Here is a 13,578-nt window from a genome sequence, read left to right on the forward strand (position 1 = left end):
GTGGGCCTACGGGTGAGTATGAGTTGGCGGACCTCGTGACAGACCCGAACGGCAGTCTCGACAAGCTGGCGGCGCTGACGTTGGCGGCGCGCCAGATATTGCAGACGGATGCTACGGGCGATCTGAAGCAAGTTGCACTGGCAGCCAATAAATTCTTGCGCACCGATGCGAATGGCGATCTGGCTGTAAGCGATTTGGGCGCGGCAGCAATCGCATTGCTTAATCTCAGCGGTACTGCTGCGGCAAACACGATGCCGTACCTAACAGCAGGGGATGCAGCGGGCTTAACGCCCTTGACGCCATTCATGCGCACTATTCTCGACGATCCAGATGTAGCCACTTTGCGAGCTTCTATCAGCGCCAATCGCCCGGCATTTCATACTCGACTGGCTTCAAGCGTAAATATCGCAAACGGCGACACTCTTATTTCGTTCACATCAACCCAGTTCAACATCGGTAACCACTGGAACGGAACGACATTCACAGCACCTGTTGCGGGTGTGTATTGGTTTGGCCTTTGGGTGCAAATCATAGACGGCACAACAAATATCGGGCAGGGAGGCTGCGCTATCCGCTTGAATGGTGCGACATACAACAGTTCGTTTCAAGCCAAAACGGGTTACTACATGCCGAATTCGGTTTCGTGCGCGATGAACTTAGCAGCTGGTAATACCGTGCAATTTTACACATCTCTGGACAGTATGTCTGGAAACCCTGCACTCCAGGGCGGTCGCACCTGGGCATCTGGCTTTCTTCTAGGGTGACGAAATGAAAAAGATCGTTTTCGGAACAGAGGGCTATCCGCTCTATTTTTATGACGACGCCACATATCCACCAAGCGACGACGGCAAGGAACACCCCGGCATACCGGGCAATGCTGTCGATGTGACGGACGAACAGTGGGAAGATGCGGCGCAAGGCTTGCTGTGGATATCGCAGGATGGTGTGTTAGGAAGCCCACCACCAATAAGTTCGACTGGCATGTCGCTGCAAGACTATGCAGCCGCCAAACGCTGGGAGCGCGAAGTTGGCGGAACCGTCTGGAATGGCTGGCCGGTTCTTTCCGACCGCAAAAGCCAGAGTAAGATCATTGCTGAGGCTGTTGCCATCGAAAAATGCGAACGTGTCGATGGCGATCCGTGGAAGTTTGCCGACGGTGGGTTTCGCCCCCTGACGAACGAACAAATGGACGATCTTGCCGCAGCCGTCCGCCTTCACGTCCGAAACAGCTACGGGATCGAGGCGCAATTGCTGGCCGCTATCGCATCTGGATCAATCACCACGCAAGCCCAGATCGACGCCGCATTTCAAGTTAAAATTTGAAGCAAATAACGAGCGATGCAGTTGTTTTTCCTCAAACTTAGAGTTTGGCCGAATATAATTAAATGCTTCGTCTACGACCGCAGTGGTAGGGTGCCGCGGCAATAATTAGTAGGTCCATCCGGTACGTGGAGAAAGAACTAGAATGAGATTGCTTTCTATGAGAGCAGGTGTTTTTTGACTATATTGAGATGTTTTTCCGGGGAATGCTGGTTACGGATTATTCGCAATGCATTTCTCCCTAGGGTGCACCGAACCTCTGGGCTGCTTCGAATGTGGCGAATGGCTTCGATATAGGCATTTACTAATCCATCGTCGGCCAAATATGGTTCTACGAGTACGCCTGTTTCTCCATCTATCACGATCTCAGGAATGCCACCCAAGCGGGGTGCGATCACCGGCATACCTACAGAGAGTGCAGACAGGATTACGGTCGGTATTCCGTCAAACCTAGAGGTATATATGAAAGCATCAGAACAACCGTACGGGATTTCTTCAAATGATTGGTAGGTGCCCTTTAGCTCGATATTCTTATGAGCAGCCAATTGGGAAATGTCGCCAGTCCCCAATACAGCGGCGCCCCATACCTCCAGTGTCACCGATGGAAACTCTTTTTCGAGGGCTTCTGCAAGTAATGGCAAGAGTTCCGGTCGCTTCTGATGGTCGAATCGAGATGCCCAAATTACCCTATCATGAAGTTGATCGTATCGCTCGTCTAACTCATCTTCCGTCGCAGCCGGGGTGGCAACGGAGTAAAGGACATCTTGCTTGCCCGATAGATGGGGCAGGCGTGCATGGTCTGCATCGTTGATGTAGCGATTGTCAGAAAGGATAAGCGTTAGAGTATCGCTGTACTCGGAGATGAAATTGAAATCGAAGCCCACCGTGAACGGCAGCGACTGCATTTCAAACGAACCATCGCAGAAGCGAAGTAGAGTGCTTTTTTGCCCGCTCAGGAGATCGCCGTAGCGCCCCCAGAAACGGTAAGCAAATGGTGAACTCTTAATATAGAGATTTGCACCAGGAGCCAACGCTTGAATAATTCTTAGGGTAAGCAGATCAACCGTTTCTTCGCGTGAAAGGCTGCAGAACTGCGACATATCGCAGATTGTAACTTGCTTTGGGAGCGTCTCTAACCACTGCGGCGCACTGGATTGCATGCCAAAAATGAACAATATCTCACGGTTCGCATCGACCGAAAGAATATCCTCGATGATATTCATAATGACCTTTTCAGCCCCGCCCATTGTGAAAAACGGCAGGATGAAAACATCAGTGTAGTTGGTTCTACCATTGAAGTGTTCACATATTTTGTAATAGGCACTTCCTGCGGTAAGATCGTCTTTGCGATTAGAGAATGAGTTTCCAGGCGATAGATGGCGAATATCGACGGCAGGGTCAATGACGTTGGCGGAAGAACATAGCTCTACTAAAGCTGTTGAAGATACGAATGAAGAGTAGATCATATCTGGAGGAACCTCAGTCCCCTCCATCACGCTTTTATAGTGCTGTTGCGCGGGGGCGCAAAGCTTCAAGAACTTCTCAGGAGCGAAATAGTCCGAAAACGGAATAACCTTGCTTGAAGATGCATTCACCGTATTCAACAAACTGACGCCCTTCTTGCGATAGAAGAACACGGTGTCTGGACATGTAGTCAGTTCAAATCCATTCGCAGCCAAGGTGGCGTTGTGGTGCCAGTCCTCATAAGCATATTGACCATTTGCCGGGACATCCGCCAGACGAATTTCTCTAGCGTGATCGCGGGCCAAAAATGAACGGGAAATAAAAGGATGGTGATCGAATAGAGCTAGTTCACTGACCTGATTAAGCGGGAACATTTTATAGAGGTGATGTTGCCCACCAAATGCAACAAGCCAACCCGGGAAAATGACAATCTTTCCACCATGTTTCTCAGCCTGCTGAAACATCTCTGAGATCATGTTGTAGGAAATTAAGTCATCCGCATCACTCAGTGCGACGTATTTCCCATAAGCGGCATCAATGCCGGCTTGGCGACACGGGCCAAGCGAGCCAACCGAAACCATCACTCTTTGCACATTAGCAAATGCAGAGTAGTCGCACTGGTCTAGTGCATGGGGTACCGTATCGTGGTGGTTGTCAAGAACTAGCACCAGCTCAGTTGAAATGCCCTGTAGGGATGCGAAATTTGCCGCCTCGGCGAAAGACCATATTGTCCGCGCCAAGAATTTTGCATCATTGTGAATGCTTACGATAATAGAAACATCATATTTGATTGGAGAGTACATAGACTTACCTAATAAAAATGTTAGAGATTTTTCTAGTAAGTCTTAATGCATGGCCGATAACTGGAACGCTATATAAACGGTTAACCAACCTTCCCGCTCGAACGAATTTCGATCTTCTATACATTTCTAATTCAGCTGTAAGCTGCTGAATTTGTTGAGCATTAGAGGAAAATCGAATGCCAGATTGTAACTTCTCAAAATCTAGCTCTTTCGCAAGGCGCAAGACCTTGGTCTTATAAGTGCTAGCCTCGGAGCGGACTTCGTTCAAGCGCTGGCTCAACGTTTCAACCATTTCTGTTCTGGCGGCCAGAGTTTTTTCGAGATGTTCAATTTTTACCCAAGGCGATATGAATGCGGGGTAGGATACAGGAGAAACGATCGAAGACCTTTGAGGTCGAGTACCCCACATGCCAACGAAGTACAAACAGTTCTGCTCGGAAGGGCTGATGTGCGAGGCGGGTGCAATAAACGACGATGAGTGGATATCTGCAGCTTCAGTAATATCCAATAGCTTCGCGTCTGTTTTTAATGCTAAGCTATCATTGAACGAGAAATTTACCATGCCTTGGGCTGGCGTGCCAAATAGCCATCCGCTTGCTTTGCCAAGAATCTTTTCGGTCAATGACTGGAACTCGTGGAACGAGTAAGCGGCAAGGTGATAAGGATTATCGTTTTCGCCAGAGAAATCGTTTTTCTCATTTGGGCAGCTTATGACGATTATCCCCTTCTTGTTTAGAAGCTTTTTAACGGCATAAAGGAACTTGGCAGGATCCTTTAGGTGCTCGATAGTCTCGAAACAAGCGACGATATCAAACTTCTTCGGTTTCAATCGTTCGTCAATCAAGTGGGCGTCGTGTTTAATAAAACTGACTGTTTCGCTTGCGAATAATTTGCTGGCGTTAGTTATCGCGTCGTCTGACACATCAACGCCGACGACTTCTCTCGCGCCCCACCGAGAAAGGAGTGCTGAGCCATAACCCTCGCCACAAGCAACGTCCAGAATAACCTTCCCTTCACAAAAGGGGCGCAACATCTCATAACGAGCTACGTGTTGGCTCGCATAGAACGGATCATAATGAGCATTCTCTAAGTGCATGCGTTCTTCGGACATTTGCCCCTCCAGAGGCGAAATCAAAATTGATAATTTGGATGGTGATGGAAATAGACGTACGAGCTTGCGCATTGCTTGTCGCAAATGCCAACGGTTGTCCAGAGTTAATCTGGAATTACCCATCGAAATCTGAAGTAACCGTTGTCGTTCATTGTCAAGAGCCATTATCTAGCGAGTTAAGTATTCGGTCTGATCAGGAGGGCATGTCCCGACACGTTGATCGTCGTAAGGGACATTAACCGAGTTTACAATGCCTTGTGTCGACAACATTCGTATTTCGGTGAATGGTACGCTAGCATGAGGTGATTATTCATCTCATGCAAACAACAATAGTATCATCTGTCTTCTCGATGCTCCAAAAAAGCGGGGAAGGGTTCACTTCGCAGGAATGTTCTGGAGGAAGAACACGGGTGTACTTGATCTGACTATTCAACCACAGTATGTTGTTGTTGCTCCAGTTCGTGGAGAAAGCGGATAGTCCGTTGTCGATGGAAATATAAGGGTTGATTGTGACGCCATTTTTCCAAGTGCTTTTTACAGCAATCTTCGTTTGTGGAGTGATAGCCGTTACTTTGTCGATATCTGACAGAATTTGTTTTGCTGCGAATTCATCAACCAGATTTTGAGCCATGGCTCCCGACATAACCTTGATTTGATGAGAAGACGAAACAGAGATAAATATAACAAAAGCTGCAAGAAGCCACTGCGCCTTCAGATACTTACTGTACCAGTTTATGAGAATGAAGAGCAGCCCTATTAAGAAAAACACGCTGGCGGAAATGCTTCTCGGCGACGGCCAGAATAAATCCGAAAACAAATTCAATGGGCTTGGAAATATCAAGTAAGCGCATCCTAAGGCGGTTACGGCCACAAATCCAGAAATGACGCTATGTCGTGAAAGATTGCGAATTACCGTGGCTAGACCGACAACAAATACAATGATGACGGCGATGCGCTGGATATGAGGATATATATTATTCGTTGCGGTAAGGCCGAATAGCATTTCCTTCAAGGTATAAAGGTAAGGCGGAATATTCTGGAAGAAGTTGCCGGGATCGACCGCCCTGCCTGTTCCGTCTGATAGCGCTTTTACGGTGAGTAGAAAGATTACCACGCCGCCAACAAAAGCAATCGGTGCCCTAATAACATCCTGAAAGATATCAGGGAAGTCTTCGGAGGCTCCGAGCCAGCGAGCCAAATAGCTAAGCGCTGCAGCGTGTAGAATGATGAGCGCAGCCGGTTGGTATGACATCAAAGCCAAGCCGACCAATACCGCAGAAGGGGCGGTCCAGAGCCAACCTTTTTTTGCTAGGCAGAGCACCGCAAGGCCCGTAAAAAGAAAGCCAAATCCGAAAACGGAATACGACATCGGATAGTAGAATATGTTCGTAAAGTAGCCGTGGACTGTTACAATAGCGATAAAGAAGGGAAGATATGACAGCGGCAGTTTGCAATATTTCAAAGTCGCAAAACACGCTACAGATATTCCGGTCACTAATGAAAAGACCCATAATGGCATGAATTCGTTGTAGTGAACGCCGAACTTCACAAATGGTTGAGAAATCACCACGATGAAATACCGGAAATTGTTCCAGTGAGTGACGATTGCCGAGAATGAAGTTGCCGGCTGCGCATTCTGGTGAATGTCATCTGGACTATTTACGCCGAGAAACAACGATATTACGGAAATAAGTCCGAGAATTGAAACCGCTGTCCATAACAGCGTTTCTTTGCCAAGTTTTACAGAGTTCACTTCTTAAACACCCAAGCCCGTGAAAGAATGAAAAATAGCACCGTGTATGAAGCCATTGCGATCAGTTGAGGTGTTAACACCTGATACTGAGCCAGCGGCAATGATAGATGCAAGATGTAGACATTTACGGCATAACAGATACCGAAGGCGACCAAAAAACGGATAGTTCGTCTCCAACTGGTATCAGATTTGAACGTCCACTTCATGTTTCCGAAGTAGCTATTCACAAGACCAGCACCGTAACCAATTGCATTTGCGACAAATGGAGAAGCGCCGAGCCACGTTAAAACAGCAATTACGATAAGTGTGATGAACGTGTTCAGAAGGCCCACCAGCCCAAATCGTCCAAACTGGATTATCACATTCATCGCGTGCCCGAGAGATTCTGTTTGAAGCCGCTTCTGACAGTTGTTAATCCACGGAGCAAGGGAATTTTGGGGCTTCTTATGATTTCTATTTCCATTATCGTGCCAGTTTACTCGGGGGAGGCTTATCTTCGACAGATTTGCCAGCGCGTGGCATCTGTGCGGACAAGGTTTCTCGATGACGGCGCACCGTTTCAGGTGTCAGAACTTATCTTTGTCGAGGACGGGGCAAAGGACGCGTCAGGTGCGATCATTGATGATCTTGGAACAGAATATGAGTGGGTGAAGCCGTACCACCTGTCGCGGAATTACGGCCAGCACGCCGCAACGGTGGCGGGCATCATGAAAAGTTCTGGCGACTGGGTTGTGACGATGGATGAAGATTTGCAACATCCACCAGAAGAAATCGAAGGCTTACTTGCCAAGACCGTTAAGATGGGTGGCGATGTTGTCTATGCCAACCCGGAAGAGGCGGTTCACCAGAGCTTTATGCGCGACTGGACGTCTAGAACATTCAAGTATCTGATGGTTCGTCTAAGTGGCAATCGAAATATCACGGTGTTCAACAGCTTCAGACTTATTCGCGGCAGCATAGCTCGTGAAGCCTCGCAGGCGTGCGGACACAGCACCTATTTCGACATGACGCTTTCGTGGTTCACGCAGCATTAACCGGGGCAGGCGCCTTAGGAAATCTAGCTGAAAGCAACGATAAGCGCCCCGTCCCAGATTAAAGGCACGATTGTTAGGATTTTAATTCCTGCTCAAAAAAAACCTCGGTGCGCGGAACGTCACATCCGAGGTAGCGCTGCAAGGGAGGGTAACCTCAGCGCGCTAACCCCAATTATCTCACAATTTAAAGTATAAACAACTGGCGGCTGTAGTGTTTACAGCGTCCATCCGTACACAGTGAGAGCAACGCCGCCGACCGCACCGATGACTGACCATCCAATCATGCTGATACCCATGAAGCTGTGATACGTGTCCGCTGAAATCTTCTTGAAAGCCGCAACCACCAAAAGGTTTGCTAATGCGCCAGCAATGAGACCGATACCGTTTGCGACATATGCCGCTGGATGAAGTGCCATGGTCTGCATGAAATACGGTCTCAACAGGAAAGTCGCCCCCAGCATACCTGCGATCAACACAAAAACGGAAACCATTCCGAAACCGGACCATCTTACGAGCATTTGGTGAATTACCTTTGTCTTGGAGAAGATCAGGCGGTAATGGCCCTTGCTCGCTCACCGGGCAACCCACCGATGACAAAATCCTCAAGAAAAACCCCGGCACAAGCCGGGGCTATTTGTCAGCGAACTTGCAGTACCTCGCCGGAATACCGGTCGATGACTACCCGCATTTCATCATCGTAACGGTCCACTCCGCGGACGATATAGACATTGCGTTTACGTGAGACGCTGTCAATTTCATCCATGCCCTCTCTCTGAGCGATGCGTGCCGCACGACGTTCGCTGATATCTTCGCGATATCGCGGGCGATCACTTTCAGGTTCTACTAGGCGGATGCCGTTCGGGCCGATTTCTATACTCTGCGCATGCGCAGGAAGAGCGGAAGCCAATACTGTTATCAGTGCTGCGAAAGCTGCAGTTTTGTACATTGTCTATCCAACATTCAGTGGTTCATATCGCCCGCCAATTACCGGCGGCTTTGTACATCGCCTCATCTCCGGTGAACACTGGCTTGTGGCTCAATTACGCTAACAAAGCGAATGATCCTGTGATGTCTTCAAGGCAGCCGACCGGATCCGCATTCTTGGTGGCGTTCGATATACTTCCGGTTCAGCAAATCGACAGCCTCCTTGGCGTCACTTTCGCTGAGACCGGACTGTTTATGGCCTTCAATAGAGACAATCTCGCCGTTGAACACGTCATACACGCACCAAGTCATATCGCTCTCCCGACGCATGTCGAAACCATTTCTAATCATACCCATTCCTCCAATGATCAGACTAACGGTCTCGAAATAACGAACGGGAGGATCTTTCGTTCGTTCAATTGGAATTACGCTTCAGAACGAACCGTGCGCACGGAGCGCTAATTGAGCTCCCAACTCCATTACAGGACATCCCCATGAACAAAACAACGTTCTTCGCGTATGCGAGGCGCGCGCCTTTTGGCGGGCGCTTGAGCCAAGCGCAGGTCGACGGCACGTCGGCAATTCTGGCTGAAGCTGAGCGCCGAGGCCTGCCTGACGAGCAGACCGCTTATGTGCTCGCGACGGCATTCCACGAGACCGGCGGCAAGATGCAGCCGATCGAAGAAAACCTCAATTACACCAGTTCGGCACGCATCCGGCAGGTCTGGCCGTCGCGCTTCTCCACTGTGCAGAGCGCCCAGCCTTATGTCCGCAACCCGCAGGCTTTGGCTAACAAGGTCTATGGCGGCCGCATGGGCAATGTTGGCGCGAACGATGGCTGGATATATCGTGGCCGCGCCTTGGCGATGATCACCGGCAAGGACAACTATAAGAAGTATGGCCTCGGCGATAACCCCGACGCTGCGCTGGAGATGGCCACGGCTATCAGCATCCTGTTCGACGGGATGATCAACGGCAAGTTCACGGGCAAGCGGCTGGCAGACTATTTCGGCGCCGGTAACGCTAACCCAGTGGGCGCCCGCGCTATCGTCAACGGCAGCGACAAGGCCAGCCTAATCGCCGGTTATTACCGCAATTTCCTCGACAGCCTTGTGGCTGCCCGTGAAATGAAGCCCGCCGCGGCCGAGGACGCCAAGCCTGATGATGTGCCGCTTCTCGAAAGCCCGGCCGTAAAGCTGATGCTGACAGGCGGGGCGGGCACTATGGCGACCAGCCTTATTGGCGCTGTGGCTAACCCGTGGGCATTCGCAACTGTCGCGCTTCTGCTGGTCGCAGCAGGCGCGGGCTTCTGGCTCTGGAAGAGCGGCAGGCTTGAGCTGAAGAGGGTGGCGGCGTGAGCATAATTACAGCAGCCATACAGTACGACACCGAAACCGAAGTAGCGTTGGTGCGGATCGGCAATAACCTACAGGAATGGCGCGACGCCAAGCTGACCTTCGCTCAGGGAATCACCGAGACGCGAGATGGCTACCTCATCCGCCGCGAATGCGACGGCAGTGCTTCCATTATGTTAACTGGAGTGCCGACATGACCCGGCTCTTATCCCTGCGCTCCAAGATCACAGGCTGGGCCGTGGCTATCGGTGCGGCCCTTGCGATTCTGGCGGGCGCTTACCTCAAGGGCAGGGCGGACAACGCCACAAGCGCAACTGCCGACCGGCTGAAGGCCGCCAACAAAGCAAGGAAAATCGAAGATGAAACCAGCAAGCTTGGCGGCGGTGATGTTGACGCTGCTCTGTCTCAGTGGATGCGTGACAGCCGGTAGCTACTGCGACATCGCGCGGCCTGTCCGCCCGAGCATCGAGGACAGCCTGACCGACGGCACGAAGCGCCAGATCCTCGCGGAGAACACGAAACTGGAAAAGCTGTGCGGGGTGAAGCCGTGAGGGCGCGAATGTGGCTGGCCTGCCTTTGGCTGGGTGTGGCAGCAAGGGGGATTATCGGATGACCGGCGCTGAAATCATGGCCGTTGTCGGCTTTATCGTGATGCTGATGGGCTTTTTGTTCGGGCTTTGGAAGTACGTCGAAAGCCAGATCGCGAAAGCTGAAACGCGCAACGCGGCGAAAGCGGACGCTGCAACGGCTCTTGCCAGCCTGACGCGGCAAGAGCTTTCCGACTACAAGCTGCGCTCGGCCGAAACTTTCGCCACGAAGGCGGGCATGCAGGAACAGACGTCCCAGATCATGCGGGCCATCGAAAGCGTGGCGCACCGCATCGATGGGCTTACCGAGCGGATTGATAATCTGATGCAGCCAAAATCAGTGAGAAGTAGAAATTAATTCCTAAAAAGTGGGAACAAAAGATACCGCATGCGCATTATACGTTCGCAAATGCCAAATATGAATGGAGAATAAAATATGCGTCGTATTTTGTTAGCTGCTGTTGCAACTGCCGCACTTGTTTCTTTTGCAAATGCGCAGAGCGCTACCGCAACGCAAGAAGAGGTATTTGTTACTGCAAAGCCTACCGACGTTATTACTAGTAATATTCTTAACCTTGATGTTACGAATTCTAACGATGAGAGTATCGGCAAGATCCAGGATGTAGTGATGGGCGACGGTGACGTCGAAGGCTATATCGTATCGGTTGGCGGCTTCTTGGGCGTCGGCGAAAAGTACGTAGTCGTTGATCCGGATGCCATCGAGATTGTCTATTCTGAGAATGATAAGAAATGGTCGGCGAAAATGAACGCCACCAAGGAACAGCTCGAAAAGGCCACCGAGTTTAAGTACGAAGGCCGATGGGCCAAGTAACTAGTTTTTGAGAGAGCGGCTTTCGGGCCGCTCTTTTCATTTTTGGTAAGCTGTAGGCGCCAAGAGCTCACTGCTGTTTTTCAGATAAGAGTACTCTTCGGATCATGTGAATGCAGACGGCTTAAAGAGAGCTGTCAGCCCCGCTGGGCCGTGGTTCCTATTTATGCAAGCGTGTAGAACCAGATAACTGGCGCCACGATGAGGAATGCGAGAACACTCCAGAAAGCGCGCCAGCCCACGCTCTTCGTTCCCAAGAATGCCGTTATGGCTATAGCCGCCGCTATCATCACGGTAATCGGCCAGTAGATTGACATATAGACGAGGGCGGCAACCCACCAAGAAATTGAAATCATACGCGCTTCTAGCTGGTGGGTAGTGCTTCGGCAATATTGTGGTTGTTGATAGCAAGCAAAAAAATATGACAACTATCGGGCCACTGTTTTTACTCTGGCGTCATAAACGCGGCGGAGGGGCCACAAGTAACGCATTCCGTATGATGTCGGATTTCAATCGTCCCGGACTGAGACCGCGACGTAATTTTCGTAAATTTCGACATATATCAGCGGCGTTCCGTTTAGCACCGCGCTTTCGGCGCCACCAAGGTAATGGCCGTTGGCGATCATTCGTTCGAGTCGGGCGCGGTTAGCCTTGTCAGAAAACGTATAATCCGAATCATCTTCACGATCGCGCTTCCCATAAACATGGAAGTTTGCTCGATCCTGCCGAATAATCGCTGCCGCTGTAGTTAGGCGCTCACCCGCTGAATTGAAATGATCTTCGGCGCTTAATCGAGCGTAGTACGACTCGATGGGTTTTTCTGCCGCGCCCACATAAATACTGGATACAAGTAACGCGCCTAGGGCCAAAATCGCACGCATTTAAACACCTATGTTGTTTAATTTTGAAGTATTTATGGTGAGTCGGCGGCCGTACTCCAGCCCAAATTTTAATTATGAAATCGTTTCTTACATGAATATTTATTACTGAAATCATTCTTTCATGCGCCGTTAACACCACATTTATCGAGACATTCCATCCTTCCTTTTGCGCCGCTCACCACGGCTACCAACCAAACACGAGGAGACTGTATGTCCCATGACAGACAGGGCGCGGGTGCGCGCCTTTCACACGAAGAACTCCTGCGCCGCGCGGAGGCCTACCGCGAGCACGGCACGCTCGTTAAGGCTGCCGCTGCGCTCGGCATTAAGAAGTCGGCATTCCACGACAGTATAAAGCGGGCGGCTGAACTGGGGTTGTTGGGCCCGTCGCCGACGTTGCCCGGCTATGCGATCAAAAGCCTGACCGAGACGCCGAACGGCACTTATATGCGCCAGACGAAAGAGGCTGGCCCTGTTTATGAACCGACGGCTGGCCTTGCGGTCAAAGGCAAGACGACGCTCGTCAATGCCGAAGGCCGGGTGATTACCCAGCACATTATGGAGCGGGCTGATGCCATCGCACAGCGTGCGGCACTCGATGCCATGGTGTCGGCTCTTTCGGAAAGCCTGCCGCGTGTAAGAATCATGCCAGCTCCGCGCGGCACGAATGCCGACCTTCTCAATTTCTTCTGCTTGACAGATGCCCATTTTGGGATGCTGGCATGGCGTGAAGAAACCGGCGCCGATTACGATATCGAGATTGCAGAGCAGCTTGTTACGGACTGGTTCGCAGCCGCGATAGAACTCGCGCCTGAAGCGCATACTGCCGTGCTGGCGCAACTCGGTGACCTTGCTCACTACGACAGCATGGAAACCGTCACGCCTGCCAGCAAGCACGTGCTGGATTCGGACTCACGACTGCAGAAGATAATTCGCGTAATCATCCGGACCGTTCGGCGTGTCATCGACATGCTGCTGCAAAAACATCAGCACGTGCACATCATTATGGCGCAGGGCAACCACGACCCGGCCTCCTCGGCATGGCTTCGAGAAATGCTTGCAGCGATGTACGAAACCGAGCCCCGCATCACCGTCGATAATTCGCCCAGCCTTTATTACGCCTACGAGTGGGGCAAGACAGCGATCTTTGCGCATCACGGTCATAAGCGCGGCGTCAATAATGTCGATGCGACACTCGCTGGCATGTTTCGCGAAATGTATGGCCGCAGCAAGTACGCCTATGCGCATATCGGCCATTTGCATTCGGACGAGGGGCGCAAGTCCGGACTGATGTATGTCGAGCGCCATGAGACGCTCGCGGCTCCAGACGCATATGCTGCTGGCGGGGGCTGGCTGTCAGGCAGATCGGCGAAGGTCATCACGTACTCGAAGCTGTACGGAGAAGTATCGCGGCTGACGCTCCGGCCTGAAATGGTCCAAGGTGCCGCGCGCATGCCGGTCGCCGCGAATGATAACAAGCCTAAGCGGGCTGCAGCTTAAAAAGAAAAAGGCGGGTT

18 protein-coding genes are annotated in these 13,578 nt (G+C 51.1%); 9 read left to right on the forward strand and 9 right to left on the reverse strand.

Going from position 1 to position 13,578, the window contains the following annotated elements; genetic code table 11:
- Both ABWW11_RS16055 and ABWW11_RS16060 read left to right on the forward strand, forming a co-directional pair.
- Positions 1-764: C1q-like domain-containing protein (locus tag ABWW11_RS16055; protein WP_502904878.1), on the forward strand; the 764-nt coding region annotated here is incomplete at its 5' end.
- Positions 765-768: 4 nt separating this feature from the next.
- Entirely contained in the window at positions 769-1,323 is a 555-nt protein-coding gene (locus tag ABWW11_RS16060; protein WP_121538134.1) for a DUF4376 domain-containing protein, read from the forward strand.
- 155 nt (positions 1,324-1,478) lie between these two features.
- Here the strand turns inward: ABWW11_RS16060 and ABWW11_RS16065 are convergent, their stop codons facing one another.
- The 4 genes from ABWW11_RS16065 to ABWW11_RS16080 all read right to left on the reverse strand — a co-directional run bounded on the left by ABWW11_RS16065 (position 1,479) and on the right by ABWW11_RS16080 (position 6,819).
- The gene (locus ABWW11_RS16065) at positions 1,479-3,587 is read right to left on the reverse strand and encodes a glycosyltransferase (protein WP_319080870.1); all 2,109 of its coding nucleotides are present in this window, start codon (positions 3,585-3,587) and stop codon (positions 1,479-1,481) included.
- Positions 3,588-3,591: 4 nt separating this feature from the next.
- Positions 3,592-4,698: a class I SAM-dependent methyltransferase gene (locus ABWW11_RS16070; RefSeq protein ID WP_167836074.1), complete on the reverse strand. Its 1,107-nt coding sequence runs from the start codon at positions 4,696-4,698 to the stop codon at positions 3,592-3,594.
- A 310-nt stretch (positions 4,699-5,008) separates the two neighbouring features.
- Entirely contained in the window at positions 5,009-6,451 is a 1,443-nt protein-coding gene (locus ABWW11_RS16075; RefSeq protein WP_121538140.1) for a glucosyltransferase domain-containing protein, read from the reverse strand.
- The gene (locus ABWW11_RS16080) at positions 6,448-6,819 is read right to left on the reverse strand and encodes a GtrA family protein (protein ID WP_121538142.1); all 372 of its coding nucleotides are present in this window, start codon (positions 6,817-6,819) and stop codon (positions 6,448-6,450) included. Before ABWW11_RS16080 ends, ABWW11_RS16075 begins: the two co-directional genes overlap by 4 nt.
- Positions 6,820-6,840: 21 nt before the next feature.
- On the opposite strand from ABWW11_RS16080, the gene ABWW11_RS16085 reads away from it, so the two are divergent.
- Complete coding sequence (locus ABWW11_RS16085) at positions 6,841-7,485, forward strand: glycosyltransferase family 2 protein (RefSeq protein ID WP_319080869.1); 645 nt, start codon at positions 6,841-6,843, stop codon at positions 7,483-7,485.
- Between the two features lie 215 nt (positions 7,486-7,700).
- On the opposite strand, the gene ABWW11_RS16090 is transcribed toward ABWW11_RS16085, so the two are convergent.
- The 3 genes from ABWW11_RS16090 to ABWW11_RS16100 form a co-directional block, all read right to left on the reverse strand.
- Positions 7,701-7,976, reverse strand: coding sequence for a hypothetical protein (locus ABWW11_RS16090; RefSeq protein WP_319080868.1), 276 nt, complete (start codon positions 7,974-7,976; stop codon positions 7,701-7,703).
- Positions 7,977-8,122: 146 nt separating this feature from the next.
- Positions 8,123-8,431: a PepSY domain-containing protein gene (locus ABWW11_RS16095; RefSeq protein WP_121538146.1), complete on the reverse strand. Its 309-nt coding sequence runs from the start codon at positions 8,429-8,431 to the stop codon at positions 8,123-8,125.
- Between the two features lie 128 nt (positions 8,432-8,559).
- Positions 8,560-8,760, reverse strand: a complete 201-nt coding sequence (locus tag ABWW11_RS16100) for a hypothetical protein (protein ID WP_021587312.1) — start codon at positions 8,758-8,760, stop codon at positions 8,560-8,562.
- Positions 8,761-8,903: 143 nt separating this feature from the next.
- Between ABWW11_RS16100 and ABWW11_RS16105 the strand changes: the two genes are divergently transcribed.
- The 5 genes from ABWW11_RS16105 (at position 8,904) to ABWW11_RS16125 (ending at position 11,183) form a co-directional block, all read left to right on the forward strand.
- Positions 8,904-9,767 carry a chitinase gene (locus ABWW11_RS16105; protein WP_319080867.1) on the forward strand — a complete coding sequence of 288 codons (864 nt, stop codon included), beginning with the start codon at positions 8,904-8,906 and terminating at the stop codon, positions 9,765-9,767.
- The gene (locus tag ABWW11_RS16110; protein ID WP_121538150.1) at positions 9,764-9,961 is read left to right on the forward strand and encodes a hypothetical protein; all 198 of its coding nucleotides are present in this window, start codon (positions 9,764-9,766) and stop codon (positions 9,959-9,961) included. Before ABWW11_RS16105 ends, ABWW11_RS16110 begins: the two co-directional genes overlap by 4 nt.
- Complete coding sequence (locus tag ABWW11_RS16115; RefSeq protein ID WP_121538152.1) at positions 9,958-10,194, forward strand: hypothetical protein; 237 nt, start codon at positions 9,958-9,960, stop codon at positions 10,192-10,194. Before ABWW11_RS16110 ends, ABWW11_RS16115 begins: the two co-directional genes overlap by 4 nt.
- Positions 10,195-10,373: 179 nt before the next feature.
- Entirely contained in the window at positions 10,374-10,709 is a 336-nt protein-coding gene (locus ABWW11_RS16120; RefSeq protein ID WP_109367960.1) for a hypothetical protein, read from the forward strand.
- Between the two features lie 78 nt (positions 10,710-10,787).
- Complete coding sequence (locus ABWW11_RS16125; RefSeq protein WP_025089957.1) at positions 10,788-11,183, forward strand: PRC-barrel domain-containing protein; 396 nt, start codon at positions 10,788-10,790, stop codon at positions 11,181-11,183.
- 161 nt (positions 11,184-11,344) lie between these two features.
- Here ABWW11_RS16125 and ABWW11_RS16130 read toward each other — a convergent pair whose 3' ends face one another.
- Both ABWW11_RS16130 and ABWW11_RS16135 read right to left on the reverse strand, forming a co-directional pair.
- Complete coding sequence (locus ABWW11_RS16130) at positions 11,345-11,536, reverse strand: hypothetical protein (RefSeq protein WP_121538154.1); 192 nt, start codon at positions 11,534-11,536, stop codon at positions 11,345-11,347.
- 153 nt (positions 11,537-11,689) lie between these two features.
- Complete coding sequence (locus ABWW11_RS16135; protein ID WP_319080866.1) at positions 11,690-12,061, reverse strand: hypothetical protein; 372 nt, start codon at positions 12,059-12,061, stop codon at positions 11,690-11,692.
- A gap of 210 nt (positions 12,062-12,271) precedes the next feature.
- Between ABWW11_RS16135 and ABWW11_RS16140 the strand changes: the two genes are divergently transcribed.
- Positions 12,272-13,561 (forward strand): oxidoreductase, encoded by a 1,290-nt coding sequence (locus tag ABWW11_RS16140; protein WP_319080865.1) that lies wholly within the window; start codon positions 12,272-12,274, stop codon positions 13,559-13,561.
- Positions 13,562-13,578: the final 17 nt, after the last annotated feature.

Source organism: Brucella sp. NBRC 113783 (genome assembly GCF_040372265.1).
Taxonomy (GTDB): domain Bacteria; phylum Pseudomonadota; class Alphaproteobacteria; order Rhizobiales; family Rhizobiaceae; genus Brucella; species Brucella teleogrylli.

Excerpts from the sequence above, each read along its gene's own strand:
- ABWW11_RS16060 (WP_121538134.1), top strand. The coding sequence starts at position 769 with ATGAAAAAGATCGTTTTCGGAACAGAGGGCTATCCGCTCTATTTTTAT.
- ABWW11_RS16065 (WP_319080870.1), bottom strand. The coding sequence starts at position 3,587 with ATGTACTCTCCAATCAAATATGATGTTTCTATTATCGTAAGCATTCAC.
- ABWW11_RS16070 (WP_167836074.1), bottom strand. The coding sequence starts at position 4,698 with ATGTCCGAAGAACGCATGCACTTAGAGAATGCTCATTATGATCCGTTC.
- ABWW11_RS16080 (WP_121538142.1), bottom strand. The coding sequence starts at position 6,819 with ATGAATGTGATAATCCAGTTTGGACGATTTGGGCTGGTGGGCCTTCTG.
- ABWW11_RS16090 (WP_319080868.1), bottom strand. The coding sequence starts at position 7,976 with ATGGTTTCCGTTTTTGTGTTGATCGCAGGTATGCTGGGGGCGACTTTC.
- ABWW11_RS16095 (WP_121538146.1), bottom strand. The coding sequence starts at position 8,431 with ATGTACAAAACTGCAGCTTTCGCAGCACTGATAACAGTATTGGCTTCC.
- ABWW11_RS16100 (WP_021587312.1), bottom strand. The coding sequence starts at position 8,760 with ATGATTAGAAATGGTTTCGACATGCGTCGGGAGAGCGATATGACTTGG.
- ABWW11_RS16105 (WP_319080867.1), top strand. The coding sequence starts at position 8,904 with ATGAACAAAACAACGTTCTTCGCGTATGCGAGGCGCGCGCCTTTTGGC.
- ABWW11_RS16115 (WP_121538152.1), top strand. The coding sequence starts at position 9,958 with ATGACCCGGCTCTTATCCCTGCGCTCCAAGATCACAGGCTGGGCCGTG.
- ABWW11_RS16120 (WP_109367960.1), top strand. The coding sequence starts at position 10,374 with ATGACCGGCGCTGAAATCATGGCCGTTGTCGGCTTTATCGTGATGCTG.
- ABWW11_RS16125 (WP_025089957.1), top strand. The coding sequence starts at position 10,788 with ATGCGTCGTATTTTGTTAGCTGCTGTTGCAACTGCCGCACTTGTTTCT.
- ABWW11_RS16130 (WP_121538154.1), bottom strand. The coding sequence starts at position 11,536 with ATGATTTCAATTTCTTGGTGGGTTGCCGCCCTCGTCTATATGTCAATC.
- ABWW11_RS16135 (WP_319080866.1), bottom strand. The coding sequence starts at position 12,061 with ATGCGTGCGATTTTGGCCCTAGGCGCGTTACTTGTATCCAGTATTTAT.
- ABWW11_RS16140 (WP_319080865.1), top strand. The coding sequence starts at position 12,272 with ATGTCCCATGACAGACAGGGCGCGGGTGCGCGCCTTTCACACGAAGAA.